At 66.4% G+C, this 24,935-nt stretch carries 23 protein-coding genes; 16 read left to right on the top strand and 7 right to left on the bottom strand.

Annotation, left to right across the window (positions count from 1 at the left end; translation table 11 throughout):
• The first annotated feature begins 4 nt into the window (after nucleotides 1-4).
• From DK847_RS07970 to DK847_RS07960, 3 genes are read left to right on the top strand one after another with little or no spacing between them, the layout of a single operon-like run.
• Complete coding sequence (locus tag DK847_RS07970) at nucleotides 5-1,534, top strand: ABC transporter permease subunit (protein ID WP_111197573.1); 1,530 nt, start codon at nucleotides 5-7, stop codon at nucleotides 1,532-1,534.
• Complete coding sequence (gene thiQ / locus DK847_RS07965) at nucleotides 1,531-2,247, top strand: thiamine ABC transporter ATP-binding protein (RefSeq protein WP_111197571.1); 717 nt, start codon at nucleotides 1,531-1,533, stop codon at nucleotides 2,245-2,247. Before DK847_RS07970 ends, thiQ begins: the two co-directional genes overlap by 4 nt.
• Before the next feature lie 18 nt (nucleotides 2,248-2,265).
• Nucleotides 2,266-4,074 carry an ABC-F family ATP-binding cassette domain-containing protein gene (locus DK847_RS07960; protein WP_111197569.1) on the top strand — a complete coding sequence of 603 codons (1,809 nt, stop codon included), beginning with the start codon at nucleotides 2,266-2,268 and terminating at the stop codon, nucleotides 4,072-4,074.
• A gap of 150 nt (nucleotides 4,075-4,224) precedes the next feature.
• On the opposite strand, the gene DK847_RS07955 is transcribed toward DK847_RS07960, so the two are convergent.
• Genes DK847_RS07955 through DK847_RS07940 form a run of 4 tightly spaced genes read right to left on the bottom strand, consistent with a single transcriptional unit; the run spans nucleotide 4,225 to nucleotide 8,426 of the window.
• Complete coding sequence (locus DK847_RS07955; protein ID WP_111197567.1) at nucleotides 4,225-6,135, bottom strand: DUF2207 domain-containing protein; 1,911 nt, start codon at nucleotides 6,133-6,135, stop codon at nucleotides 4,225-4,227.
• 3 nt (nucleotides 6,136-6,138) lie between these two features.
• A complete protein-coding gene (locus tag DK847_RS07950) occupies nucleotides 6,139-6,696 on the bottom strand; it encodes a LemA family protein (protein WP_111197565.1) in 558 nt (185 codons plus the stop codon).
• Between the two features lie 33 nt (nucleotides 6,697-6,729).
• Complete coding sequence (locus DK847_RS07945) at nucleotides 6,730-7,572, bottom strand: carbon-nitrogen hydrolase family protein (RefSeq protein WP_111197563.1); 843 nt, start codon at nucleotides 7,570-7,572, stop codon at nucleotides 6,730-6,732.
• Nucleotides 7,569-8,426, bottom strand: coding sequence for a LysR substrate-binding domain-containing protein (locus DK847_RS07940; protein ID WP_161957192.1), 858 nt, complete (start codon nucleotides 8,424-8,426; stop codon nucleotides 7,569-7,571). The genes DK847_RS07945 and DK847_RS07940 overlap by 4 nt, the downstream gene beginning before the upstream one ends.
• A 91-nt stretch (nucleotides 8,427-8,517) precedes the next feature.
• On the opposite strand from DK847_RS07940, the gene DK847_RS07935 reads away from it, so the two are divergent.
• The 5 genes from DK847_RS07935 to DK847_RS07915 all read left to right on the top strand — a co-directional run bounded on the left by DK847_RS07935 (nucleotide 8,518) and on the right by DK847_RS07915 (nucleotide 15,001).
• On the top strand, nucleotides 8,518-9,678 hold the full coding sequence (locus DK847_RS07935; RefSeq protein ID WP_111197560.1) for a 2-aminoethylphosphonate--pyruvate transaminase: 1,161 nt from the start codon (nucleotides 8,518-8,520) through the stop codon (nucleotides 9,676-9,678).
• Nucleotides 9,679-9,823: 145 nt separating this feature from the next.
• On the top strand, nucleotides 9,824-11,062 hold the full coding sequence (gene phnA / locus DK847_RS07930) for a phosphonoacetate hydrolase (RefSeq protein ID WP_111197558.1): 1,239 nt from the start codon (nucleotides 9,824-9,826) through the stop codon (nucleotides 11,060-11,062).
• Between the two features lie 2 nt (nucleotides 11,063-11,064).
• Nucleotides 11,065-12,525: a phosphonoacetaldehyde dehydrogenase gene (gene phnY / locus DK847_RS07925; protein ID WP_111197557.1), complete on the top strand. Its 1,461-nt coding sequence runs from the start codon at nucleotides 11,065-11,067 to the stop codon at nucleotides 12,523-12,525.
• A gap of 8 nt (nucleotides 12,526-12,533) precedes the next feature.
• The gene (locus DK847_RS07920; protein WP_111197555.1) at nucleotides 12,534-14,204 is read left to right on the top strand and encodes a Na/Pi cotransporter family protein; all 1,671 of its coding nucleotides are present in this window, start codon (nucleotides 12,534-12,536) and stop codon (nucleotides 14,202-14,204) included.
• Nucleotides 14,201-15,001 carry a phosphodiesterase gene (locus DK847_RS07915; RefSeq protein ID WP_111197553.1) on the top strand — a complete coding sequence of 267 codons (801 nt, stop codon included), beginning with the start codon at nucleotides 14,201-14,203 and terminating at the stop codon, nucleotides 14,999-15,001. The genes DK847_RS07920 and DK847_RS07915 overlap by 4 nt, the downstream gene beginning before the upstream one ends.
• 198 nt (nucleotides 15,002-15,199) lie before the next feature.
• Here DK847_RS07915 and DK847_RS07905 read toward each other — a convergent pair whose 3' ends face one another.
• Entirely contained in the window at nucleotides 15,200-16,540 is a 1,341-nt protein-coding gene (locus tag DK847_RS07905) for an aspartate aminotransferase family protein (protein WP_111197550.1), read from the bottom strand.
• 73 nt (nucleotides 16,541-16,613) lie between these two features.
• Between DK847_RS07905 and DK847_RS07900 the strand changes: the two genes are divergently transcribed.
• The 4 genes from DK847_RS07900 to DK847_RS07885 are packed head-to-tail and all read left to right on the top strand — an operon-like array spanning nucleotide 16,614 to nucleotide 19,748.
• Nucleotides 16,614-17,645 carry a histone deacetylase family protein gene (locus DK847_RS07900; RefSeq protein WP_111197548.1) on the top strand — a complete coding sequence of 344 codons (1,032 nt, stop codon included), beginning with the start codon at nucleotides 16,614-16,616 and terminating at the stop codon, nucleotides 17,643-17,645.
• Nucleotides 17,642-18,115: a GNAT family N-acetyltransferase gene (locus DK847_RS07895; protein ID WP_111197546.1), complete on the top strand. Its 474-nt coding sequence runs from the start codon at nucleotides 17,642-17,644 to the stop codon at nucleotides 18,113-18,115. Before DK847_RS07900 ends, DK847_RS07895 begins: the two co-directional genes overlap by 4 nt.
• A complete protein-coding gene (locus DK847_RS07890; protein ID WP_111197544.1) occupies nucleotides 18,112-19,005 on the top strand; it encodes an NAD(P)-dependent oxidoreductase in 894 nt (297 codons plus the stop codon). Before DK847_RS07895 ends, DK847_RS07890 begins: the two co-directional genes overlap by 4 nt.
• Nucleotides 19,002-19,748, top strand: a complete 747-nt coding sequence (locus DK847_RS07885) for an SDR family oxidoreductase (RefSeq protein ID WP_111197543.1) — start codon at nucleotides 19,002-19,004, stop codon at nucleotides 19,746-19,748. Before DK847_RS07890 ends, DK847_RS07885 begins: the two co-directional genes overlap by 4 nt.
• Before the next feature lie 4 nt (nucleotides 19,749-19,752).
• Here DK847_RS07885 and DK847_RS07880 read toward each other — a convergent pair whose 3' ends face one another.
• Nucleotides 19,753-20,754 (bottom strand): threonine dehydratase, encoded by a 1,002-nt coding sequence (locus DK847_RS07880; RefSeq protein WP_342634748.1) that lies wholly within the window; start codon nucleotides 20,752-20,754, stop codon nucleotides 19,753-19,755.
• A gap of 64 nt (nucleotides 20,755-20,818) precedes the next feature.
• On the opposite strand from DK847_RS07880, the gene fabD reads away from it, so the two are divergent.
• Both fabD and fabG read left to right on the top strand, forming a co-directional pair.
• Complete coding sequence (fabD, locus tag DK847_RS07875) at nucleotides 20,819-21,766, top strand: ACP S-malonyltransferase (protein ID WP_111198129.1); 948 nt, start codon at nucleotides 20,819-20,821, stop codon at nucleotides 21,764-21,766.
• 4 nt (nucleotides 21,767-21,770) lie between these two features.
• A complete protein-coding gene (gene fabG, locus DK847_RS07870; protein ID WP_111197540.1) occupies nucleotides 21,771-22,511 on the top strand; it encodes a 3-oxoacyl-[acyl-carrier-protein] reductase in 741 nt (246 codons plus the stop codon).
• Nucleotides 22,512-22,554: 43 nt separating this feature from the next.
• On the opposite strand, the gene DK847_RS07865 is transcribed toward fabG, so the two are convergent.
• The gene (locus DK847_RS07865; RefSeq protein WP_111197538.1) at nucleotides 22,555-23,133 is read right to left on the bottom strand and encodes a DUF4893 domain-containing protein; all 579 of its coding nucleotides are present in this window, start codon (nucleotides 23,131-23,133) and stop codon (nucleotides 22,555-22,557) included.
• Between the two features lie 186 nt (nucleotides 23,134-23,319).
• Here DK847_RS07865 and DK847_RS07860 point away from each other — a divergent pair, with 186 nt between their 5' ends.
• Entirely contained in the window at nucleotides 23,320-23,556 is a 237-nt protein-coding gene (locus DK847_RS07860; RefSeq protein ID WP_111197536.1) for an acyl carrier protein, read from the top strand.
• A 105-nt stretch (nucleotides 23,557-23,661) separates the two neighbouring features.
• A complete protein-coding gene (gene fabF / locus DK847_RS07855; RefSeq protein WP_111197535.1) occupies nucleotides 23,662-24,927 on the top strand; it encodes a beta-ketoacyl-ACP synthase II in 1,266 nt (421 codons plus the stop codon).
• The last annotated feature ends 8 nt before the right edge of the window (nucleotides 24,928-24,935 follow it).

Genomic DNA, 24,935 nt, shown 5'->3' with positions numbered 1-24,935 from the left:
TGGGATGATCGCCTACCAGCCATCGCGGGTGCCGGCCGTTGCGGCACTCGCCCTTCTCGCCTTGGCACTCGCTGCGGGCTTCCTGCCCGTGTTGCGGATGGGGCTGGAGCAGGGGCTCTCCGGTCTCGATCCTTACGTCCTCCGCGTCCTGCGCTTCACGCTGCTGCAGGCGGGGCTTTCGACCATCCTGTCGCTCGCCCTCGGCCTGCCGCTGGCGCGCGCGCTGGCGCGGCAATCGTCATTCCCCGGCCGCGCAGTGCTGCTCAGGCTCCTCAACCTGCCGCTGGCGCTGCCGGCCATCGTGGTCATCATCGGCATCATCGAGGTCTATGGCGCCAGGGGCTGGCTCGGCGGGCTCTTCGACATCTATGGCCTGCAGGGCATCCTGCTGGCGCATGTCTTCTTCAACGTGCCGCTCGCCGCGCGGCTGATCCTCGCCGATCTCGAGCGCATCCCGCCGGAGAGCTGGAAGCTCTCGGCGCAGCTGGGGCTCTCCCCGCTCGCCATCTGGCGGCTCGTGGAATGGCCCGCGATCCGCAGCGGCCTCGCCGGTGCGGCACTGCTCATCTTCCTGCTCTGCGCCTCGAGCTTCGCCGTGGTGCTGACGCTGGGCGGTGGTCCGCGCGCCACCACGCTGGAGGTGGCGATCTATCAGTCGCTGCGCGCCGACTTCGATCCGCCGCGCGCCGCCATGCTGGCGCTTGTGCAACTCGCCCTCTGCGCCACGCTGGCGCTTGTCGCCCAGGCCTGGGGCGGGCTCGCGGCCGGATGGCCGGCCTTGCGGCTGCAGCCCAGGCGCTTTGATGGGCGAACCGCCCTTTCGCGCCTGCTCGATGGCGGCGTGGTGCTGCTCGCCCTCCTGCTGCTCGTGCCGCCGCTGCTGGCGCTCATCGGGGCGGGGCTGTTCCACATCAATTTCTCCGCCCTGCTGCTGCGTGCGCTGGCGACGAGCCTCGGCCTCGGCATGGCCAGCGCGGCACTGGCCTTCGTCATCGTCTGGCCGCTCGCCGTGCTGGCGGTGCGCAGCGGGGCATGGCGGAAAGTTGCGTCGATTGCCGTGCTCGCCTCGTGGATCGTGCCACCCGCAGCGCTTGCCACCGGCTGGTTCATTACGTTGATCGCCCAGGCCGGCATGACGGGGCTTGCAGCTTTCCTCGTGATCGCCATGAATGCGCTGATGGCGCTGCCCTTCGTGTCCCGCGTGCTGATGCCCGCACTCGCCCAGTCGGCCGAGGCGCATGACCGGCTGTGCCTCAGCCTCGGTCTCGAAGGCTGGAACCGCTTCCGGCTCGTCGAGTTTCCGGTGATGAAGCGGGCGATCGGCCTCTCGCTCGTCATGGCGCTGATCCTGTCGCTGGGTGACCTCACGGCGATCTCGCTCTTCGGCACGCAGGATTTCGTGACGCTGCCCGCCCTCATCTACCGCCAGATGGGCAGCTACCGCTTCGACGAGGCGATCGGCACGGCAGTGGTTCTGAGCGCGCTCGTCCTCGCCTTCTCGTCGCTTGCCGAGCGCTGGAGCGACCAGCGATGATCCGTCTCGAGGGTGTCACCTTCCGCTATGAAGACATGCAGATGCGCTTCGATGTGGCGTTTCCCAAAGGCTCCTTCACCGCGGTCATCGGGCCTTCGGGCGGCGGCAAGTCGACGCTGCTCAATCTCATCGCCGGCTTCGAGGCGCCGGAGCAGGGCCGCGTGCTGATCGGCGGCGCGGACGTCACCGCACTGCCGCCGCACCAGCGCCCGGTGAGCATGATCTTCCAGGACAACAATGTCTTTGCCCATCTCGACCTGTGGCAGAACGTGGCGCTGGGCGTGTCACCATCGCTGAAGCTCGACATGGCGCAGAAGGCCCGTGTCGAGGCCGCGCTCGCCGAGGTGGGCCTCGGCGCGCTGATGCAGCGCAAGCCCGGCGAGATTTCGGGCGGCGAGCGCCAGCGCGTCGGCGTGGCGCGTGCCCTGGTGCGCGACCGCCCGGTGCTGCTGCTGGACGAGCCCTTCGCGGCGCTGGGCCCCGCCATGCGCAAGGACATGCTGGAACTGGTGACCGCGATGAGCCAAGCGAGGGACCTCACCGTGGTGATGGTCACCCACCAGCCGGAGGATGCGCTGGCCGCTGCGCGCCACACCGCCTATCTCGAGAACGGGCGGATCGTGGCGCTGCGCCCCACGGCAGAGCTCTTCGCGGCTGAGGACCTGCCGGGCCTTCATGCCTATCTGGGGGACTGGAGAAGCGCCAAGCTTTAGGCTAGAGCCTCGGACCTCATGAGCAGGATCCTCCTTCATCTCCGCGGCATCGGCCTTACCTTCGGCGGGCGTCCCATTCTCGAGAATGCCGAACTCGCCGTCGCCGAGGGTGAGCGCGTGGCGCTCGTCGGGCGCAATGGCTCGGGCAAGTCGACGCTGCTCAAGATCGCCGCCGGCATGATCGAGGCGGACAAGGGCGAGCGCTGGGTGCAGCCCGGCACGACGATCCGCTACCTGCCGCAGGAACCTGACCTCTCGGCCTATGCCACCGTGCTCGACTACGTCGAGGCAGGACTGGGCCCTGCCGATGACCCGCACCGCTGCACCTATCTGCTGCGCGAACTGGGCCTCACCGGCGAGGAAGACCCCAAGCGCCTGTCGGGCGGCGAGATCCGCCGCGCCGCCATCGCCCGCACGCTGGCGCCGCAGCCCGACGTGCTGCTGCTCGACGAGCCGACCAACCACCTGGACCTTCCGGCCATCGAGTGGCTCGAAGCCGAGCTCAAGTCGCTGCGCTCCGCCTTCGTGCTGATCAGCCATGACCGGCGCTTCCTGCAGTCGCTCACCAACCGCACGGTGTGGCTCGACCGCGGCGAATCGCGCCGCCTCGAAAGGGGCTTCGCGGACTTCGAAAGCTGGCGCGACGAAGTGCTGGCGAAGGAGGAGGCGGAGCAGGCCCTGCTCGCCAAGCGCATCGAGGCGGAGGAGCACTGGATGCGCTATGGCGTCACCGCCAGGCGGAAGCGCAACATGCGCCGCGTCGACCTGCTGGCGAGCTTGCGCAAGGAGCGCAAGGAGCATGTGGGCCAGCAGGGTGCCGTTCGCATGGCCGCCACGAGCGGCGACATCTCCGGCAAGCTCGTCGCCGAGGCCAAGGCCATGTCGAAGAGCTTCAGCGACAGGCCCATCGTCTCGAACCTCGATCTTCTCGTCATGCGTGGCGACCGGCTCGGCATCGTCGGCCCCAACGGCGCGGGCAAGACCACGCTCATCAAGCTGCTCACCGGCGCACTGGAGCCCGACTCCGGTGTGATCCGCCTCGGCACCAACCTGCAAACCGTCACGCTGGACCAGAGTCGCCAGAGCCTCGATCCGAATGCGACTCTCGCCGACGTCATCACCGATGGCCGCGGCAATTCCGTCACGGTCAATGGCGAGACCAAGCATGTCATCAGCTACATGAAGGACTTCCTCTTCCCGCCGGACAAGGCGAGGACGCCGGTGAGCGTGCTTTCGGGCGGCGAGCGCGGCCGCCTCATCCTGGCGCGTGAACTTGCAAAACCCTCCAACCTCCTCATCCTCGACGAACCCACCAACGACCTCGACCTCGAAACACTCGACATGCTGCAGGAGATGCTGGCGGACTATCCCGGCACCATCCTGCTGGTCAGCCACGACCGCGACTTCCTCGACCGCGTTGCCACCTCGGTGCTGATGGCCGATGGGGACGGCGAATGGACCGAATATGCCGGCGGCTATTCCGACATGGTGGCCCAGCGCGGCCAGGGCGTGGAAGCCCGCAAGGTGAAGGCGGAGGTGGCGAAGGCGACGCCGTCTTCCGCGCCGCCGCCGCAAGCCCCGCAGGCGCAGCGCAAGCTCTCCTTCAAGGAGAAGCACGCGCTGGAGACATTGCCCGGCACGATGAAGACGCTGGAAAACGAGATCGGCACGCTGGAGGCAAAGCTTGCCGATGCCTCGCTGTTCTCGCGCGATCCGAAAGCTTTCGATTCGGCTGCGTCACGATTGACGACAGCCCGCGAGGAACTCGCCAAGGCCGAGGAACAGTGGCTCGAACTCGAAATGAAGCGCGAGATGCTGGAGGGGTAGGGCCTCCCTCGGTAATGGACCATCATGGCCGGGCGTGTCCCGGCCATCTTTCTCCCGAAGCCCCAAAGAGGATACGCGGGTCAAGCCCGCGTATGATGAGTTGGGGGTGTTGCTGCTGCGGGGATGAGACCATCGTGGTACGCTTCAGCGTCACCACCCGCCGCCACCACCGCCGCCACCGCCGCCGCCTGAAAACCCACCGCCGCCGCCACCCGAGCCTGAGCTGCGACCCGGTGCGGTTGCAGCCGCTGCGGCACTCGATGCAAGCCCGCGGCCCAGGCTGTCGGTGAAGCCGCCGCCCATGCCGCCCGAGCCCCAGCTGCGCCCCGAATACCAGGCAGGTGCTGCCGCACCCGCCGCTGCCGCTGCGGCCAGCACGGCGGCGAACTTGGCGTTCCACTCGTTCTCGCAGTCGAGCGCCAGCGCATAGGGCAAATAGCGTTCGAAGAGTTCGGGCGTCTTTTCCGGCGGGTGCAGCACCTTGAGGCGCTCCTCCTCGGCGGTGGAGAGATAGAGGCGGAAGCCCTCGATCTGGTCCATCAGCTGGCGGCCCGACTGGGTGGGCGCGCGCAGCAGGTGGTAGAAGACGACGTTGAGCAGGCCCAGCAGCATGGCCGTGCCCACCAGCGCATAGAGCCCGGGCGAGCCGCCGCCCTGTGAGAAGATCAGCGCGGGGGCCACGATGCCGCCGCCGGCGAAGGGAATGAGGAACAGCAGTGCGCCGAGCGAGGTGATCCTGGCCCACAGGCCACGCGCTGCGAACAGGCCCTTGAAGCTCGCCCAGCCGACGGCCAGAACGACGCCCCACCACACGCCCATCCAGCCGAAGGCGAAGAGACCCTGCACGCCCTCGGCCCCCGGCAGCAGGAAGGCGCCGATGACGAGGCAGAGGACGGAGATCGCAAGGCCGACCGCGAACCAGCCGAGATTCCTGAGGAAGGCCGTGCCCTCGAACTCGTTCTTCAGCGCGCGGTCCAGCGCGTTGCGCGCCGCGCTGATGGAGGCATGGTTGGTCTGCTTCAGCTCCGTGCTGCCCGAGGGGAGCGCCAGGTAGAGGGCGCTTTCCGCCGGTGTCAGCGGCTCGTTGCCGCCCTTGAGCTTGGTGATGGTGAAGGTCCGGTCATCATCGGCGATCCTAAGGCGGCCCTTCACCGCAAGCCCCACCATGGCGGCGGCAAAGCCCTTGTCATCCGCGCCATAGCGTGACACGAAGCGCACGGCCGAGGGGCCCAGCCCCTTGGGCGGCGCGAAGAGCGGGATGATGGTGCCACGGGGCGGGTCGCGCCCTACCTTGTTCCAGGCGAAAAGGAAGTAGAGCGCGGTGGCCAGAAGCCCCAGTGCCAGCGTGAAGAAGCCAGCATTGTCGGAGGCCCACCAGGCCCATTTCTGCGCATCCGACGGCGGCGTCACCAGCCCCTTCTGCCAGGCCACCGCCACGGTGAAGCCTTGCCGCGGGTCGAGTGCTGCCGTCGTTTCCGCCGTAAAGACGTTGCCGCTGAGCGAGAGCACGCGGCTGTTGTTCTCGGTGGAGCGATAGCCGCCGGTGAATTCGTCGTGCTGCAGGATGCGGGCGCCCGGCGGCAGGGTGATGGTCACCCGTGCCATGTCGATGGGGAAGTCCCAGCCATTGCCGGTGACGTTCCAGTAGAGCTCGTCGAATGTCCCGAAGAAGCCGATCTGCCGCGTGGTGCGATAGCTGATCTCGTATCTGTGCTGCGCATTCTCGAGCCAGACGTCCTTGTCGCCGATCCTGATGCGCGTGCCGTTGCTCAAGGGCTCGAGCGAATAAGGCTCATCCTGCCCGTCGCGCTTCACGTCGAGAACGGTGAACCCGACGATCACCCGCTGGCCATGGGCATCCGTGTAGGTCGTCGGGAAGTCACGGAAGATGCCGTGGTTGATCGCCCGGCCTTCCGAATTGACGATGATCGTCTCGGTGACGTTGATCGACGCGTCCGCGTTCACCGTCACGGAGCTGATGAAGTTCCTGATGCGCTCCTCGGCCTGCGCCGGAGCGGCAAGCATGACGGCGAGAAGAAGGAAGGCGAGAAGCCGGCGCATCGGCTACGTCTTGAAGTCGACCTTGGGCACCTCGCGTGCCGCGGCGTCGCCGATCTCGAAGAACTCGGCCTTGGTGAATCCGAACTGGTTGGCGATGAGGTTGGTGGGGAAGCTCTCGATCATGGTGTTGAGGTTCCTTACCGCGCCATTGTAGTAGCGGCGCGACAGCTGGATCTCGTCCTCGATGCCGGAGAGCTTGTCCTGCAGGTCGCGGAAATTGGCATCCGCCTTCAGTTCCGGATAGGCCTCGGCGATGGCGAAGAGCTTGCCCAGCGCCTGGCTCATCGCCTGGCCGGTGGCGGATTGTTCAGCCACCGATCCGCCGGAGATCGACTTGGCGCGCAGTTCCGCGATGTCGCGGAACAGCTTGTCCTCATGCGCGGCATAGCCCTTGACCGTCTCGATGAGGTTGGGGATCAGGTCGGCGCGGCGGCGCAGTTGCACGTCGATGCCGCTCCAGCCCTCCGCCACCAGGTTCTTGTTCTTCACCAGGCCGTTGTAGGCCGACATCAGCCAGATGCCGAACAGCACCAGAATGCCGAGCAGAATGTAAAGGATCATGTCCCCCTGGCTCCCTTGCAACCGAAGGGCGGACTATGAGGCCTCGGGCGTGGCGAGGCAAGCGGGCGAGAATCGGCGGTCATGCGTCAGCGAGGGAATGCGCCCCCGCGTCTCCGCCACCAGCGCCAGGTCGATCTCGGCTGTGACCACGCCCGGCTCCGTGCCGCCATCGGCCAGCACGCGGCCCCAGGGATCGACGATCAGCGAATGGCCGTAGCAGTCCGCCCCGCCCGACAGCGTGCCGCATTGTCCGGGCGCCACCACATAGGCGCCGTTCTCGATGGCGCGAGCCCGCTGCAGCACATGCCAGTGCGCCGCGCCGGTGACGCGGGTGAAGGCGGCGGGGGCGGCGATCAATTCGGCGCCTCCTTGAGCATAGGCGCGGTAGAGGTGCGGGAAGCGGATGTCATAGCAGATCGACAGCCCGATCATCCCTTCTGCGCAGGGCGCGATGACAGCACTCTGCCCCGCCTCGATGGTGGCGGACTCGTGGTAGACGCGGCCCTCGCCGAGGTCGATGTCGAAGAGGTGGATCTTGTCATAGCGTGCCGCAATGGCGCCGGAGGGCGAGAGCATGAAGCTGCGATTGAAGATCTTGCCGTCGGGCGCCTTGACGCCGATTGAGCCGATGAGCAGCCACACCTTCAGGTCCTTCGCCAGCGCCTGCATCGCGGGCAGCACCGGGTGCTCGGCTTCGACGAAGGCAACGGGATAAAGCTTGCCGCCCTTGGTATCGAGGCCAGCACAATATTCCGGCGTGGCGATGAAGCGCGCGCCCTTGCTCGCCGCCTCGCGGATGAAGCCCGTCAGGACGCGGATGTCATTCTGGATGTCCGGTGTGGCCGTCGATTGCACGCAGGCGGCGATGAAGCTCATGTGGCCTCCAGGGTGAAGAAGGAGCGGATCACATGCAGCGAGCTCCGCGATTTCAGGCAGATCATCCACTCCTCCATCTCTGTCGTCCAGTCCGGAATGGCGAGCACGGCAAGCCGCCCGTCGGGCACCAGTTCGCCGTGCGACATGATGGCAAGGCCCAGCCCCTGTGCTGCCGCCTCGCGTGCCGCCTCGCGGCTCTCGATCTCGATCGAGCCGGTCAGCGCCAGGCCCCGCGTCCGCGCCTCCTCCAGCAACAGGGTGCGCGTCATCGAGCCTTCCTCACGCAGGATCAGCGGCAGCTTCACCAGCTGCGCGAAGGGCATCTCCTTCAGCTTCGCCAGCCGCGAGCTGCGCTGCACCACCGCCACCAGCCGGTCGCTCCTGAGCTTCCTCGCCAGGAAGCCCGGCTCCGCCGGCCGTTCGGCGGTGATGGCAATGTCGATCGAGAAATCTTCGAGCCGCTTGACCAGCTGCGCCGAGTTGCCGGTGACCAGCCTGACCGAAAGCTTCGGGTGCTTCAGCCGGAAGCGGGCGAGCTCCGGCAAAATGTGCACGGCGGCATCGGCGCCGATGGTCAGCTGGCCTTCCTCCAGCGTCCGCCCGCGGGAGAGGAGTTCGAGCGCCTGCGCCTCCGCCTCGAACTGGCGTTCGGCGATGGCGAAGAGCTTGCGGCCCATGTCGGTGAGCGCCACGCCCGAGGGTGCGCGGGTGAAGAGCTGCACACCATAGGTCTCCTCGAGCTTCCTCACATGGTCGGAAACGGCGGGCTGGGTCAGCCCCAGGGCCTCGGCCGCGCGGGAAAATCCGCCATGCACGGCAACGGCGTGGAAGGCTTTCAGCTGGGCATGTCGCATATCAGTCACACTTATGTGGTACATAAGAACATACGATTTGACTGATAGGGGTCAAGCGCCCATTTTCCGGCGCAGATCAAGAGGTCACCCCATGGACAAGCAGCCCCACCGCTTCGCTGGCCCACCCGGCCAGGAGGACATGCCCTATCTCCTCACCCCCGGCCCGCTCACCACCTCGCGCGGTGTGAAGGCGGCGATGCTGGCTGACTGGGGCTCGCGCGATGTCGAGTTCCGCCGCGTCGTCTCGGGGATCCGCAAGGGCCTGCTCGACCTCGCCGGCTGCGATGACAGCTATGAATGCGTCATCATGCAGGGCTCCGGCACCTTCGCCATCGAGGCGGCGCTGGGCGCCTTCTGCCCGAAGAGCGAAAGCAGGACGCTGGTCGTCGCCAATGGCGCCTATGGCGACCGCGCCGCGGCGATCCTCGGCAAGCTCGGCCGCCCGGTGGTGAAGATCGACAAGGGCGACAGCGCGGCACCTTCCGTCGAGGACGTGACGCGGGCGCTCGACGCGGATCCCGCCATCAGCCATGTCTGGATCATCCACTGCGAAACGACCTCGGGCATCGTCAACCCGATCGAGGAGATCGCGCGTGCGGTGAAGGCGCGCGGCAAGGTCTACATGGTCGATGCCATGTCGTCCTTCGGCGCCATTCCCGTGCACATGGGCGTGGGCATGGACGTCATGGTGTCGTCCTCCAACAAGTGCATCGAGGGCGTGCCCGGCTTCTCCTACGTGCTGGTGAAGCGCGACATGCTCGAGGCCTCCAAGGGCATGAGTCATTCGGTGGTGCTCGATCTCTTCGAGCAGTGGAAGGGGCTCGAGGCCAATGGCCAGTTCCGCTTCACGCCGCCCACCCATGCGCTCGTCGCTTTCCACACGGCGATGAAGGAGCATGCAGCGGAAGGCGGTGTTGCCGCCCGCGGCGCGCGCTACCAGAGGAATGCGCAAATCCTCATCAGGGGCATGCGCGACATGGGCTTCTCCACGCTGCTGTCCGACAACCAGGCCGGCCCCATCATCCAGACCTTCCTCACGCCGCGCGACAAGAACTTCCACTTCGAGACTTTCTACGAGGAGCTCCGCCGCCGCGGCTTCGCCATCTATCCCGGCAAGCTGACGAAGCGCCCCTCCTTCCGCATCGGCACCATCGGCAAGGTGGATGAAGCCGTGATGAACGGCGTGCTCAAGGCCATCCGCGAGGTGCTGGCCAACATGAAGGTCACCGACCTGGCGCCGCTGGAAGGATAGGGAGAACCCCTCCCCCTTGTGGGGAGGGGCAGGGGTGGGGGTGATGCGTCAGTTCATTCCTCACCGCCCGACTCGCGGCACGACCCCCACCCCTACCCCTCCCCACAAGGGGGAGGGGAACAAGAACGGAAAGACCGAGAAGAGCATGAAAACCGTCACCGTCAATGGCCGCAGCTACAACTGGCCGTCCGCCCCGCTCGTCGTCATCTGCTGCGACGGCTCCGAGCCCGCCTACATGGAAATCGCCATGGCCCAGGGGCTGATGCCGAATCTCAAGCGCATCATCGCCAAGGGCGAGAACCGCCGCGGCCACTCGGTGATCCCGAGCTTCACCAACCCCAACAACCTTTCGATCGTCACCGGCCGCCCGCCGGAGGTGCATGGCATCTGCGGCAACTACCTCATCGATCCCGCCACTGGCCAGGAAACGATGATGAACGACCCCAGGTGGCTGCGCGCGCCGACGATCTTCGAGGCCTTCCAGAAGGCGGGTGCGAAGATCGCCATGGTGACGGCGAAGGACAAGCTGCGCCTTCTCCTCGGCAAGGGCCTCGTCTTCGACGGCACGGCAGTCGCCTTCTCCTCCGAGAAGGCCGACAAGGTGAACCTGAAAGACAATGGCATCGCGGACGTGTGCTCCCTCGTCGGCATGGGCGTGCCGGATGTCTATTCGGCGGAACTCTCGGAATTCGTCTTCGCGGCGGGCGTCAAGCTGCTTCACGGCATGAAGCCGGACCTCATGTATCTCTCCACCACCGACTATGTTCAGCACAAATATGCGCCGGGCTCGGAGGGTGCGAACCGGTTCTATGCGATGATGGACAAGTACCTGGGCGAGCTCGACGCCGGCGGCGCCATCATCGTCATCGTCGCCGACCATGGCATGAAGGACAAGCACCTGAGCAACGGCGAGCCGGACGTGCTGTACCTCCAGGACGTGCTCGACGCCAAGTTCGGCGCGAGCAAGACGAAGGTCATCCTGCCGATCACCGATCCCTACGTCGTCCACCACGGCGCGCTGGGCAGCTTTGCCACCGTCTATGCCTATGGCCCGGACATCGCGGAGATCATGGCCGTCATCAAGGCGCAGGATGGCATCGACGCCGTGCTGAACAAGCAGGATGGCTGCGCCCACTTCGAACTGCCGGAGGACCGCATGGGCGACATCATCGTCGTCTCGGGCGGCCCCAGGGGCTCCAAGGTCATCGGCACCTCGCGCGACAAGCACGACCTCTCGGGGCTGAACGAGCCATTGCGCTCGCATGGCGGCCTCACCGAGCAGGAGATCCCGGTGATCGCCAACCGCAAGTTCAAGAACGCCCCAGCTGCGCTGCGCAATTTCGATGCCTTCGCGCTGGGCTGCAACAATATCGTGGAGGCCTGAACATGAACGTCGCGGCTACAAAGCGCCCCGTCATCAAGGAATCGATGCGCATCGGCGGCAAGAAGGTCGACGCCGAGGGCGTCGTCCCGGTGCATTACCCGTATACGAACGAAGTGATCGGCACGGTCCCCGCCGGCACCGCCGAGCACGCGGCCAAGGCCTTCGCGATCGCGCGCAACTACAAGCCGAAGCTCACCCGTTACGAGCGTCAGCAGATCCTGTTCCGCACCGCGGAACTGATCCGCGCCAAGAAGGACCAGCTCTCCGACCTCATCACGCTGGAGCTCGGCCTCTCCAAGAAGGACTCCCTCTACGAGGTCGGCCGCGCCTATGACGTCTATTCGCTGGCGGGCCAGCTCTGCATCCTTGACGATGGCCAGATCTTCTCCTGCGACCTCACACCCCAGGGCAAGCCGCGCAAGATCTTTACGAAGCGCGAGCCGGTGGGCGTCATCTCCGCCATCACGCCCTTCAACCACCCGCTCAACATGGTCTCCCACAAGGTGGCGCCGGCGATTGCCACCAACAACTGCGTGGTGGCCAAGCCCACCGAACTGACGCCGCTCACCTGCATCGCGCTCGCCGACATCCTCTACGAGGCGGGCCTGCCGCCCGAGATGTTCCAGGTCGTCACCGGCTGGCCCGATGACATCGGCGACGAGATGGTGACGAACGACAACATCGACATCATCACCTTCACCGGCGGCGTGCGCGTCGGCAAGATCATCGCCGCCAAGGCGGGCTACAAGCGCGCCGCGCTCGAGCTCGGCGGCAATGATCCGCTCATCATTCTCGATGATCTTTCGGATTCGGACCTCGACAAGGCGGCGGAACTCGCCGCTGCGGGTGCGACCCGCAATTCGGGCCAGCGCTGCACCGCGGTGAAGCGCATCCTGGTTCAGGAGCGCGTGGCCGACAGGTTCGTCGAGAAGGTGCTGGCCAAGGCCAAGGCCATCACGTTCGGCGACCCGATGAACCCCGACACCGACCTCGGCACCGTGGTGCACGAACTTGCCGCGAAGACCTTCGAGGACCGCGTCCACAAGGCCGCGGAGCAGGGCGCCAAGATCCTCTACAACCCCGGCCGCCAGGGCGCGCTGCTGCCGCCCATCACGGTGGATTTCGTGCCGCACCAGTCGGAGCTCGTCTTCGAGGAGACCTTCGGCCCCATCGTCCCCATCGTGCGCGTGCCGAACGACGACGCCGAGGTGATCAGGATTTCGAACTCGACGCCCTTCGGCCTCTCGTCCGGCGTGTGCACCAACAACCTGTCGCGCATCACCAAATTCGTCGAAGGCCTCAACGTTGGCACGGTGAACATCTGGGAAGTGCCGGGTTACCGCATCGAGATGTCGCCCTTCGGCGGTATCAAGGACTCCGGCAATGGCGTAAAGGAAGGCGTCATGGAGGCCATGAAGTTCTTCACCAACGTGAAGACGTGGTCACTGCCCTGGCCACAATGAGGGATTAGTTGAACCCAGGCACTGCCGTCATCGTCAACCTGCTGGGAGGGGTGGCCCTCCTGCTCTGGGGCGTGCGCATGGTGCGCACCGGCGTGATGCGGGCCTATGGCGACCGGCTGAAGAACTTCATCGAGCACCGCGTCGGCAACCGCCTCTCGGCCTTCACCGCGGGCGGCATCGCAACGGCGATCCTCGGCTCCGGAACGGCGATGACGCTGATCGTGGCGGGGCTTGCCGCGGCCGGCGCCATCAACACGTCCCTGGGCCTCGCGGTGCTGCTGGGGGCGGATGTGGGCTCGGCCATCGTCTCCGCCGTCTTCGCCTCGGGCACCAGCTGGGCGCTCTGGGCCTCGCCGATGCTGATCTTCGCAGGCTATGTCATCCACTCTTGGTCGGCCGAGCTCCGCCCGCACAACATGGGCCGCATCCTCATCGGGCTGGGGCTGATGCTCCTCTCGCTCACGCTCATCAAGCAGGCCTCCGTGCCGCTGAGCACGGCGACGCTGTTCCACCAGGTTCTGGCGGCAGTGGGACGCGAGCCCTTCCTCGCCTTCATCATCGGCGCGGTGCTGACCTGGATGTTCCACTCCTCGCTTGCCGTCATCCTGCTCATCGCCTCGTTCCTCGCCAGCGGCAGCCTCGGCGTCGAAGGCGCGCTGGCCTTCATCCTCGGAATCAATCTGGGCGGCGGTCTTCCTGCGGTGTCGGCAACGCTGGCGCAGCCGCCCGTGGCCCGGCGCCTGCCACTGGCCAACCTCATCTGTCGCGGCGTGGTGGCGATCCTTGCCCTTGCCTTCATCGCCCGCATCGCGCCCGTGGTGCAGCAGCTGCCATTCGGTCCCGTCGAAACGGCGGTCACGTTCCATGCCGCCTTCAATCTCGCCGTCGGCCTGCTCTTCCTGCCGCTGACGGGACTCATGGCGAAGCTGATGGAACGCATCCTGCCCGAAGCACCAGGCGACAGGGACAGCCTCGCCCGCCCGCGCTACCTCGACCCCAAAGCGGCGAAGACGCCCGCCGTGGCGCTCGCCAACGTATTGCTCGAGACCGTGCGCATGACGGAGCTCCTGGAGCGCATGTTCGACACGGCGCTCGATGCGCTCCGCTCCGGCTCCACCGAGAAGCTGAAGCAGCTTCGCCCCATGGACGAGCGCCTCAACACCTACCAGACGCAGCTCCAGGCCTATCTCGGCGATCTCGCGCAGGAGCAGCTGAGTCCAGAGGAATCGCGCCGCGCCCTCGAACTCACGCTCTACATCTCGAACCTCGAACATGCGGGTGATGTCATCCAGCTCAACCTCGCCGACCGCATCGAGGCCAAGACGCGCGAGCAGATTTCCTTCACGCCGGATGAGGTCGCTTCGCTCGACAATCTCTGCACCATCATCCACGACAACCTCAGGCTCGCCTCCGGCGTTCTCTCCTCGGGCGATGTCGAAGGGGCCAGGCGCCTCATCTCGCAGAAGGATGCCTTCCGCGAACTGCAGAACGAGGTTCTCGACAAGCACTTCCAGATCGGTGCCCGTGGCAAGGGCGAGGCGCTGCGCCGCAGCGCGCTCTATGTCGACATGATCCGCGATCTGAACCGCCTCAACAGCCTCGTCGTCTCGGCCGGCTATCCGATTGCCGATGCCGCGGGGCTCCTGCGCGGGTCGCGCCTGAGGCAGGACAACCCATGAAACTCATCCACATCACCGATCTTCATCTGATGCCGCCCGGCGAAATGCTGTGGGGCCTCGATCCCTTCGCGCGCCTCGATGCCGCGCTCACCGATATCGCCGCCCACCACGCCGATGCCGATCTCTGCGTCATCACCGGAGACCTGACCGAGAAAGGCGATGTCGCCGCCTATGGGCTGCTGCGCGAAAGGCTGAAGCGCTTCCCGCTCGAAACGCATCTGCTGCTCGGCAACCATGACGACCGCGCCAATTATCTCGCCGTCTTCGGCGGTGCCGATGGGCACGGCCACGTGCAGCACGCCATCATGCGCGAGGGCTGCCACCTGCTCTTCCTCGACACGCTGAAGGGCCCGCCATCTTCCGCTGGCCTCTACGATGCGCCGCGCCGCCAATGGCTCAAGGCGGAGCTCGAGAGAATCGACGGCGCCCCCGCCTACCTCTTCATGCACCACCCGCCCTTCGACATCGGCCACGCGCTGATGGACCTGATAAAGCTTGATGACGCGGAGGACTTCGCCGCCTTGCTCAAGGGTCACGACATCCGCCACATCTTCTTCGGCCATGCCCATCGCACGATCTCGGGCTCGTGGAGCGGCATCGCCTTCTCGGCCCTCCCAAGCCTCAACCACCAGCTGCCGCTCGTCGGCGGCTCGGTGGAGACGGTCTATTCCGACGAACCGCCCATGTATGCCGCCGTCACGCTCTCGGCCAGCATGACGATCGTCCACTCGGACGCCTTCATGGACCGCCGCCCGGCACGGATGCCCAAGGACGCGGAGCGGGGGAATTGGTATTGACGATGACAGTCAGCAGAAAGCTGCGATGGGGTATCCAGGACGATTTTCAAGTAGGAATTTTCGTTGATGGCCATTTCACTCCGCGCAACAACTCATCCCTCATGGCCGGGCTTGTCCCGGCCATCCTCATTGCGGCCCCAAAGAAGATGCCCGGGACAAGCCCGGGCATGATGAACATGAGTAACCGGTGATGAAGCCCTAAGCCGCCCCCTCGGCCTTCAGCACCTGGCGCACCGAAGCCGCAGTCTTCTCGACGATCTCGGCCAATTCCGCATCCGTCGCGTTGTAGGGAGGGGCGAGGATCACCACGTCGCCGTTGATGCCGTCGACGTTGCCGCCGACGGGATAGCAGATGAGGCCATTGTCGAAGGCCTGCTGCCGGATCTTCATGAACAGCTTCTTTTCCGCCTCGAAGGGCCGCCTGGTCTTGCGGTCCGCCACCAGCTCGAGGGCCTGGAAATAGCCGCGCCCGCGAATGTCGCCAACCGCCTCGATGTCCTTCGTGGCTTCGGCCAGCATGGCGCGGAATTGCGGGGCCTTGGCCTTCACGCGCTCGACGAGCTTGTCGCGCGCCACGATCTTCTGCACCGCAACACCGGCCGCACAGCAGGCGGTGTGGGCGGTGAAGGTGTGGCCGGTCATGGGTGCGCCATGCGTGCCGTGAATCGCGTCCGCCACCTTGTCGTTGTAGATCGCGGCTCCGAGCGGCAGGTAGCCCGCCGCGAGGCCCTTGGCGATCGACATGATGTCGGGCTCGACGCCATCCTCTTCCAGTGCGCGCCAGCTGCCGGTGCGGCCCGAACCGCACATGACCTCGTCGGAGATCATGATCACGCCATGCTTGTCGCAGATCTCGCGCACGCGCCTGGCGTAGCCCTTTGGAGCCGGCACGCAGCCGCCAGCCGCACCCACGACCGGCTCGAAGATGAAGGCGCAGACATTCTCCGCGCCGATGCGCAGGATCTCGTCCTCGAGTTCCTTCGCACAGGCCTCGCCCACCGTCTCCGCGTCGGCGCCCGGCACCGGGCGATAGGCATTGGCGGGCGACAGGCGCGAGACGTCGAGCAGCGAGCCCTCGAAGGCGCGCTTCCGCTCGAGGAAGCCGGATACGGAGAGCGCGCCCAGCGTGTTGCCATGCCAGGAGCGCTCGCGGGCGATGAAGCGCCGCCGGCTCATCTCGCCCCTGGCCGCGTGATACTGCAGCGCGAGCTTGAGGCAGGATTCGACAGCCTCGGAGCCGCCCGTCACATAGACCATGTTGTTCAGCGTGCCGCCGCAGCGCTGGCGGATGATGTCGGTCAATTCCTCCAGCGCGTCGGAGGAGAAGTTGTAGCGATAGCCATGGGCGATGCGGTCGAGCTGGCTGGTGATCGCGGCATTCACCTCCTCGTTGGAGTGGCCGATGCAATAGACGGCGGGGCCGCCGGACCCGTCGATATACTGCTTGCCGTTCACATCATAGACGTAGGTGCCCTTGGCCCAGGCGACCTTGGGAAGGTCACCGGTCGAGTGGATATGCTTTGGGAGGGCGGAGGACATGTGCTGGAAGCCTTGCTTTGGAGTGAACGCTCGCCCAAAATCCTAGCAGCAAAACAGAAGGCACGGCAAACCGGTGATCACCGTCTTCGACGACACGCAACGCACCCATGCACCCCGCGAATTCATCGTCTCGGGCAAGCCCCAGCCAATCCCGGAGCGTCCGGAGCGCATCGACATGCTGATGCAGGGCGTGCGCCGGCTGGGCGGCCCGGTTGTGGCGCCCGCTGAAATCTTCGGTGACACCATCGCGCTGGTGCATGAGCGGCGCTACATCCAGTTCCTCTCGACCGTGTGGGAACGCTGGAAGCGCCTGCCGGACGCGGCGGAAACACCCTCCGCCAATGTCTTCGCGCTGGGCCGGCCCAGCCTGCCGCCGACGCATTACCCGGACAGCGTGGTGGGTCAGTGCGGCTGGCACCTGGGCGACGGCTCATGCCCGATCACGGCGCAAACCTGGGCCGCGGCGCGGGCGAGTGCGGCCACCGCCGCGCATGGCGCGAAGCTGGTGCTGGAGGGCGAGCGCATCGCCTATGCGCTGTGCCGCCCGCCGGGCCACCATGCGGCGGCCGATGTCGCCGCCGGCTTCTGCTACTTCAACAATTCGGCGCTGGCGGCCGCACTGTTCACGAAGGCGGGCAAGCGCACGGCGGTGCTCGACATCGACGTCCACCACGGCAATGGCACGGAAGCGATCTTCTATGACCGGGCGGACGTGCTGACCATCTCGCTCCATGCGCACCCCAAGCGCTTCTACCCCTTCTTCTGGGGCTATGCCGAGGAAACGGGACGCGGCGAGGGCGAGGGCTTCAACCTCAACCTGCCGATGGAGCGCGGCACCACGATCAAGCCCTATCGCGCCGCGCTGGATGTTGCGCTGAAGCGCATCGCCGATTTCGGTGCCGAGGTGGTCGTCGTCGCGGCGGGGCTCGACATCGCGGTCGACGATCCGTTCCAGGGCTTCGCCATCCAGACGGCTGAATTCGCCGAGATCGGGCGGCACATCAAGATGCTGCGGCTGCCGATGCTGGTGGTGCAAGAGGGCGGCTATCCCTCGCCTCATCTCGGCCTCAACCTCGAGCAATTGCTGAAGGGCCTCTCGGCATGAGCCTCGCCGTGCGGCCGATGCGCCCCGAAGACGCGGAGGCCGTGGCCCACATGGTGCGCGGCCTGGCGGAGCACATCGGCACGGATTTCGTGCCGGCCCTGACGGGCGACAGGCTGCGCGAGGCCTCCGACCTCATCGACGTGGTGGTGGCCGATGATGGCGGCCGCCTCATCGGTGCCTGCCTCGGCCTGATGACCTTTTCCACCTGGCGCGGTGCGCCCGGGCTCTACGTCGTCGACCTCTTCGTGCTGCCTGAGGCGCGCGGGCGCAATGTGGGGCTTGACCTGCTGCGCTGCTCCGCCCGGCGCTTCGCCGCGCGTGGTGCCAGGTTCATCAAGCTCGAGGTGGACGAGACCAATACGGGTGCCGAGCGCTTCTATGCCCGCCTCGGCTTCGCCAAGAAGCAGGAAGACAGGCTCCATATTCTGGAGCAGGATAAGTTCATGGAATTCGCGGGAGGACAGTCATGACCATCAAGCGCGTCGGCCTCATCGGCGTGGGCCTCATGGGCCACGGCATCGGCAAGAACATCCTGGAGAAGGGCTACCAGCTCACCGTCATGGCGCACCAGAAGCGGGGGCCGGTGGACGACCTGGTGGCGAGGGGCGCGCATGAGCGCAACAACCCGCTTTCCGTCGCCAAGGAGTCGGACCTCGTCATCCTCTGCGTCACCGGCAGCCCGCAGGTGGAGCACATCATCCACGGTGAATACGGCATCATCAACGCCGTCCGGCCCGGTCTCATCATCGCCGACTGTTCGACGGCGGAGCCCGATTCCACCAAGCGCCTCGCGGCCGACATCGAGGCCAAGGGCGGCCACTTCGTCGATACGCCGATGACCCGCACCCCGAAGGAGGCCGAGGCCGGCAAGCTCGGGCTGATGACCGGCGGCCCGGCGGAGGTGATCGCCAGGATCCGCCCGGTGCTCGACTGCTTCGCCGACACGATCGTCCATGCCGGCGGCGTCGGTTCGGCGCACCAGCTGAAGCTCATCAACAACTTCCTGTCGATCTGTCACGCCGCCGTGGCGGCGGAGGCGATCACCGTCGCCGCCAAGGCGGGTGTCGACATGCAGGCGCTCAAGGACATCGTCATGGCGGGGGGTGCGGCCTCGGTGATGTTCGGGCGGCTCATCAACGTGCCGCTCCACAATGACGACACCTCGGCGCAGTTCGCCATCCGCAACGCGCGCAAGGACCTGCGCTACTACACCAACATGACGGAGCAGCTTCCCGCCACCTCCTTCCTCGCCGAGACGGCGCACCAGATCACCGTGATGGCCGACAACATGGGCTATGGCGAACGCTTCATTCCGCGCCTCATCGACGTGCTGATGAAGGTGAATGGCGTGAAGCCGTGAACCCCTTCTCGCTCGAAGGCCGGGTGGCGCTGGTCACCGGCGCCTCGCGCGGCCTGGGCTTCGCCATGGCCAGGGCGCTGGCGGAGAATGGCGCCAAGGTCATCGCCAATGCCCGCAATGCGGACGAGCTGGCCGCAGCCGCTGCGAAGATCGGCGCTGTGCCGCTGGCCTTCGACGTGACGGATGCGAAAGCCGCTCGCGCCGCACTGGAAGGCGTGGCGGCGCAGCATGGCAAGCTGGACATCCTCGTCAACAATGCCGGCATCCAGCACCGCCGCCCGATTACCGACTGGGAGGACGCGGATTTCGACCGGGTGATCAGCGTCAACCTGTCCTCGTGCTTCCGGCTGGCGCGGGATGCAGTGCGGCTGATGCTGCCCAACCGGCATGGCCGCATCATCAATACGGGGTCGATCGCGGGCATTCTCGCTCGGCCGACGATCCACGCCTATGTGGCAGCCAAGGCCGGGCTGCACGGGTTGACGCGCTCCATGGCGGCGGAGCTCGGCCGTACCGGCATCACCGTCAACGCCATAGCCCCCGGCTACTTCGCGACGGAGATGAACACGGCGCTGCTGGACGACAAGGTGTTCAACGCCTGGGTCGAAGGCCGCACCCCGGCGGGGCGCTGGGCGCGGCCGGAAGAGCTTGGTGGCGCCGTGGTGTTCCTCGCGTCCGATGCCGCAGCCTACGTCAACGGCCATGTGCTGGCGGTGGATGGCGGGCTGTCCGTCACCATGTGACGCCTCACGCCGCCGGCGTCCTGCCTTCCAGCACCGTGGCAAACTTCGGCATGTCGATGTTGCCGCCGGACAGGATGACGCCGACGCGCTGCCCCCTCATCGCCTCGCGCTCCTGCACCAGCGCCGCGAGTGGTGCGGCACCCGCCCCTTCGGCGATGGTGTGACAGCAGCGGAAGTAGAGGCGCACGGCCTCGGCGATCTCGTCGTCGCTCACGGTGACGATGCGGTCCACGCCAGTCTTGATATGGGCGAAGGCCTCCGGGTTGACGACGCGCACCGCCATGCCGTCGGCGAAGCTCGTTGCACTGTTGGTCGACACGGGCTTGCCTGCGGCGAAGGACAGGGCCACGGCATTGGCCCCTTCGGCGACGACGCCGATCACCTTCGTCTTCAGCCCCAGCATGTCGCGCGCCGCAATGGTGCCCACGATGCCGGAGCCCATGCCGATGGGCACGTAGACGGCGTCGAGTTCCCCCGCCGCGCGGAACAGCTCATGGGCATAGGTCGTCACCCCCATCACCAGCTCCTTGCCGAAGGAGGGGATGAAGTCGAGGCCGCGGGCCTGCGCGATCTCCATCGCGGTCTCGCGCGCCGCGTCGAAGTCGTGGCCGGTCTCGATCAGCTCGGCGCCCAGGGCCCGCATCGCGGCGTTCTTCTCGGGCGAATTGCCGACGGGGCAGACGATGGTCGTCCTGATGCCGACGCGCGCAGCGGCGAAGGGGAGCGACTGGCCGTGGTTGCCGCGGGTGGCCGAGATGATGCCGCTGGTCTCGCCGCGGTCCTTCCTCAGCTTCATGTGCACGAGGCCGCCCCGCACCTTGAAGGCGCCGGTGGGGGTGTGGTTCTCGTGCTTCACCCAGGTCTCGCAGCCGGTCGCCTCCCTGAGGAGCGGCCAGGCATATTGCGGGGTGGGCGGCATGGCGGCATAGACGATGCGGCTGGCCTGTTCGAGCTCATCGGCGGTGTACATGCGGCCGAGTAAGGCCGATCCGCCCGGAACGGTCAACCTTGACTCACGGCCCGCCGCATGTTTCGTGCGCCCGAACACCGGAATCACGCGAGGATTGATGATGACAACGGCCTTCATGTTCCCCGGGCAGGGCAGCCAGGCTGTCGGCATGGGCAAGAGCCTGGCCGAAACCTTCGCTTCGGCGCGCGCCGTCTTCGAGGAGGTCGATGCGGCGCTGGGCCAGAAGCTTTCGATGCTGATGTGGGAAGGCCCCGAGGCCGAACTGACCCTGACCGAGAATGCCCAGCCGGCACTGATGGCCGTGTCGATGGCGGTGATCCGCGTGCTCGAGGCCGAGCACGGCATCACCGTGGCCAATGCGGCCAGCTTCGTGGCGGGGCACTCGCTGGGTGAGTATTCGGCCCTCGCGGCGGCTCGGACCTTCACGCTCGCCGATGCGGCGCGGCTGCTCAAGACGCGCGGGCAGGCGATGCAGAGCGCCACCCCGGTCGGCACCGGCGCCATGGCTGCGCTTCTGGGGCTCGACTTCGCCACCGCCGCCGCGGCGGCGGCCGAGGCCGCCCAGGGCGACGTGTGCCAGGCGGCCAATGACAACAGCGACGGGCAGGTGGTCGTCTCCGGCTCGAAGGCCGCCGTCGAGCGCTGCGCCGAGATCGCCAAGGCCAAGGGTGCCAAGCGCGCGGTGATGCTGCCGGTCTCCGCGCCCTTCCACTGCGCCCTGATGCAGCCCGCGGCGGAGGTGATGGCCGAGGCGCTGGCCAGCGTGACGATGAAGGCGCCGGTGGTGCCGGTCGTCGCCAATGTCGGTGCGCTCCCGCTCACCGATCCGGCCGCGATCCGCGAGAGCCTGGTCGCCCAGGTCACCGGCACCGTGCGCTGGCGCGAGTGCGTGGCCTACATGGCGGCGCAGGGTGTGACGCGCTTCTACGAGATCGGGGCGGGCAAGGTGCTCACCGGCCTCTCCAAGAAGAACGCGCCCGAAGCCACCGCCTTCGCCATCAACTCAGCCGACGACATTGCCGCCGCGGCGGCCCAGATCAAGGGATAGGACCATGTTCGATTTGACCGGAAAGACCGCCCTCGTCACCGGCGCCACCGGTGGCATCGGCGCAGCCATCGCGAAGGCGCTGCACAAGGCGGGCGCCACCGTTGCCATCTCCGGCACGCGCGCCAATGTGCTTGACGAACTGAAGGCGCAGCTGGGCGGTGAGCGCGTGGTGGTGCTGGCGTGCAACCTGTCCGATCCTGCTGCCGTCGAGAAGCTGGTGCCCGAGGCGGAAGCCGCCATGGGCGCGCTCGACATTCTCGTCAACAATGCCGGCATCACCAAGGATGGCCTTGCCATGCGCATGAAGGACGAGGACTGGTCGGCGGTGATCGACGTGAACCTCACGGCGTCCTTCCGCCTGGCGCGCGCCGCCATGCGCAACATGATGAAGAAGCGCCAGGGCCGCATCATCAACATCACCTCGGTGGTGGGCGTCACCGGCAATCCGGGCCAGGCCAATTACGTGGCCTCCAAGGCCGGGGTCATCGGCCTCACCAAGTCGCTGGCGCAGGAACTCGCGGCGCGCAACGTCACCGTCAATGCGGTGGCGCCCGGCTTCATCGCCACGCCGATGACCGACGTGCTGAACGACAAGCAGAAGGAAATGATCCTTGGCCGCGTGCCCGCCGGCAAGCTCGGCACGCCGGAGGATGTGGCGGCGGCGGTGCTCTATCTCGCCTCCGACGAAGCCGGCTACGTGACCGGCCAGACGCTGCACGTCAATGGCGGCATGGCGATGATCTGAACCTCATGTCTTCTCCCGTCCTGCGGGAGAGGACGGCACGCCCTCAGCGCTCCATCACCAGAATGTCGAGCTTCGATTCGTACTGCGGCGCGGGGAACAGGAAGACGAGCTTGTTCCTGCCCCGCCGTTCGACGATGGCAACCTGGTTCTCCTTCGGGTCCTGTCCGTAGCTGCGCGGCTTCTCGCCGTTGACGTAGCCCGCGCCGAGATAGGCGAGGCGGGTCGCCGACAGCGTGTAGAACATGCCCCTAGTGCGTTGCGAGCCGGTGAGCTTTTCGAGTTGCCAGCCCGCCCCATCCTCGCTGATGCGGCAGGCAAACCACGGATAGACGGTGAGCGGCAGCGTGCCGCCCGCCTTGATGGTGCGGCACTTCCAGGCACCGTTGGGGTCATAGCCTTCAGCCAGCGGCAGGGCCGTTCCGGCCAGCGCGGCATCGAGGATGGCGACGTCCTCGGGGGTGCCCCCGGCGCGGGCTTCGGCAAGGGCCGAAGCGACCGTGGCGTCAAGTTTCGCCAGGCGGTCTTTATCGAATGGTGTCAAGCGCTTGTCGAGAGCGCCGTCGGCCAGTGCCAGGGCTGGCGCGGTGGCGAGGGCCAGGATGATGAAAACGATTTTGCGCATGGCGGCAGGCTGCCAAACCGCAGGCCTGAACGCAACCCCTGCCTGAAACTGCGCTGCACGGCCTTCACCAAGCCCCTTTTGACGTGCCTGCGAATTGTGCTAGGGAAACCCCCGGCGTGTGGGGGGCCGCAGGGGGTCCTGCTGTCCTGCCTGATACAAGAGAAAACAACCAAGGACGAAATGACAATGAGTGATGTTGCTGAGCGGGTGAAGAAGATCGTCGTCGAACATCTCGGCGTTGATGCCGACAAGGTGAAGGCGGAAGCGAGCTTCATCGACGACCTCGGCGCGGACAGCCTCGACACGGTCGAGCTGGTCATGGCCTTCGAGGAAGAGTTCGGCATCGAGATCCCCGATGACGCCGCCGAGTCGATCCAGACCGTCGGCGACGCCGTCAAGTTCATCGAAAAGAGCGCCGCCTGATCGCTGCGCCGGGTCGGGCCTCTGGCGCGATCACCTGAAGTTTCTGCGCGGAGGCAGGCTGAGATTCGAGCCTGCCGCCGCGTTTTCGTATAGAAAGGGCATTCAATGCGCCGTGTCGTCGTCACCGGACTTGGTATGGTTTCCCCGCTCGCCTGCGGCGTGGACGAGACCTGGCAGCGACTCCTCGCGGGCCAGTCGGCCGGCGGCAGGATCACCCGCTTCGATGCCTCCGACATGTCCTGCCAGATCGCCTGCGAAATCCCGCGGGGCGACGGCACGAACGGCACCTTCAACGCCGAGCAGTGGATGGACCCCAAGGAAATCCGCCGCTACGACGACTTCCTGATCTATGCCATGGCCGCCGCCAAGCAGGCGATGAAGGATTCAGGCGTCGAGCTCAAGACCGAGGACGAGAAATACCGCGCCGGCGCGCTGATCGGGTCGGGCATCGGCGGGCTTTCCAACATCGCCGACACCACCACGCTGATGAACGAGAAGGGGCCGCGCCGCATCAGCCCGTTCTTCATCCCGGGCTCGCTGATCAACCTCGCCTCGGGTCTCGTCTCAATCGAATTCGGGCTGAAGGGCCCCAATCATTCTGTGGTCACCGCCTGCTCCACCGGCTCGCATGCCATCGGCGATGCGGCGCGCCTCATCGCGCTCGACGATGCCGACATCATGGTGGCGGGCGGCGCCGAGTCGGCGATCTGCCGCATCGGCATCGGCGGCTTCATTGCCTGCAAGGCGCTGGCCACCAAGTTCAACGACACGCCGGAGAAGGCGTCCCGCCCCTATGACAAGGACCGCGATGGCTTCGTGATGGGCGAGGGCGCAGGCGTCGTGGTGCTCGAGGAGCTGGAGCATGCCAGGGCGCGCGGTGCCAGGATCTATGCCGAGGTCGTGGGCTATGGCATGTCGGGCGATGCCTATCACGTCACCGCGCCGTCATCCGACGGCGACGGCGCCTATCGCTGCATGACCAACGCCTTGAAGCGCGCCGGCCTGCAGGCGCATGAGATCGACTATGTGAACGCCCATGGCACCTCGACGCCGCTGGGCGACGAGATCGAGCTGCGCGCCGTCGAGCGCCTGATGGGCAACCGCACGGCGGATCTCACCATGTCGTCCACCAAGTCGTCGATCGGGCATCTGCTGGGCGCGGCGGGCGCGGTGGAGGCGATCTTCTCGATCCTTGCCATCCGGGACAATGTGGCGCCGCCCACGATCAACCTCGACAATCCCTCCGTCGAGACGCGGATCGACCTGGTGCCGAAGCAGGCGAAGAAGAAAGAGATCAACACAGTTCTGTCGAATTCCTTTGGTTTTGGTGGTACCAACGCTTCACTGATCATGCGCCGCTTCGCGGCCTGAGGCGCGGA

The sequence above is a fragment of the Aestuariivirga litoralis genome, from assembly GCF_003234965.1.
GTDB classification, from domain to species: Bacteria; Pseudomonadota; Alphaproteobacteria; order Rhizobiales; family Aestuariivirgaceae; genus Aestuariivirga; species Aestuariivirga litoralis.
The sequence above is the reverse complement of the archived record's forward strand: the minus strand, read 5'-3'. Positions and strand labels throughout refer to the sequence as shown.

Coding starts and splice junctions, on each gene's coding strand:
- DK847_RS07970 (WP_111197573.1), top strand. CDS start 5: ATGATCGCCTACCAGCCATCGCGGGTGCCGGCCGTTGCGGCACTCGCC.
- thiQ (WP_111197571.1), top strand. CDS start 1,531: ATGATCCGTCTCGAGGGTGTCACCTTCCGCTATGAAGACATGCAGATG.
- DK847_RS07960 (WP_111197569.1), top strand. CDS start 2,266: ATGAGCAGGATCCTCCTTCATCTCCGCGGCATCGGCCTTACCTTCGGC.
- DK847_RS07955 (WP_111197567.1), bottom strand. CDS start 6,135: ATGCGCCGGCTTCTCGCCTTCCTTCTTCTCGCCGTCATGCTTGCCGCT.
- DK847_RS07950 (WP_111197565.1), bottom strand. CDS start 6,696: ATGATCCTTTACATTCTGCTCGGCATTCTGGTGCTGTTCGGCATCTGG.
- DK847_RS07945 (WP_111197563.1), bottom strand. CDS start 7,572: ATGAGCTTCATCGCCGCCTGCGTGCAATCGACGGCCACACCGGACATC.
- DK847_RS07940 (WP_161957192.1), bottom strand. CDS start 8,426: ATGCGACATGCCCAGCTGAAAGCCTTCCACGCCGTTGCCGTGCATGGC.
- DK847_RS07935 (WP_111197560.1), top strand. CDS start 8,518: ATGGACAAGCAGCCCCACCGCTTCGCTGGCCCACCCGGCCAGGAGGAC.
- phnA (WP_111197558.1), top strand. CDS start 9,824: ATGAAAACCGTCACCGTCAATGGCCGCAGCTACAACTGGCCGTCCGCC.
- phnY (WP_111197557.1), top strand. CDS start 11,065: ATGAACGTCGCGGCTACAAAGCGCCCCGTCATCAAGGAATCGATGCGC.
- DK847_RS07915 (WP_111197553.1), top strand. CDS start 14,201: ATGAAACTCATCCACATCACCGATCTTCATCTGATGCCGCCCGGCGAA.
- DK847_RS07905 (WP_111197550.1), bottom strand. CDS start 16,540: ATGTCCTCCGCCCTCCCAAAGCATATCCACTCGACCGGTGACCTTCCC.
- DK847_RS07895 (WP_111197546.1), top strand. CDS start 17,642: ATGAGCCTCGCCGTGCGGCCGATGCGCCCCGAAGACGCGGAGGCCGTG.
- DK847_RS07890 (WP_111197544.1), top strand. CDS start 18,112: ATGACCATCAAGCGCGTCGGCCTCATCGGCGTGGGCCTCATGGGCCAC.
- fabD (WP_111198129.1), top strand. CDS start 20,819: ATGACAACGGCCTTCATGTTCCCCGGGCAGGGCAGCCAGGCTGTCGGC.
- fabG (WP_111197540.1), top strand. CDS start 21,771: ATGTTCGATTTGACCGGAAAGACCGCCCTCGTCACCGGCGCCACCGGT.
- DK847_RS07865 (WP_111197538.1), bottom strand. CDS start 23,133: ATGCGCAAAATCGTTTTCATCATCCTGGCCCTCGCCACCGCGCCAGCC.
- DK847_RS07860 (WP_111197536.1), top strand. CDS start 23,320: ATGAGTGATGTTGCTGAGCGGGTGAAGAAGATCGTCGTCGAACATCTC.
- fabF (WP_111197535.1), top strand. CDS start 23,662: ATGCGCCGTGTCGTCGTCACCGGACTTGGTATGGTTTCCCCGCTCGCC.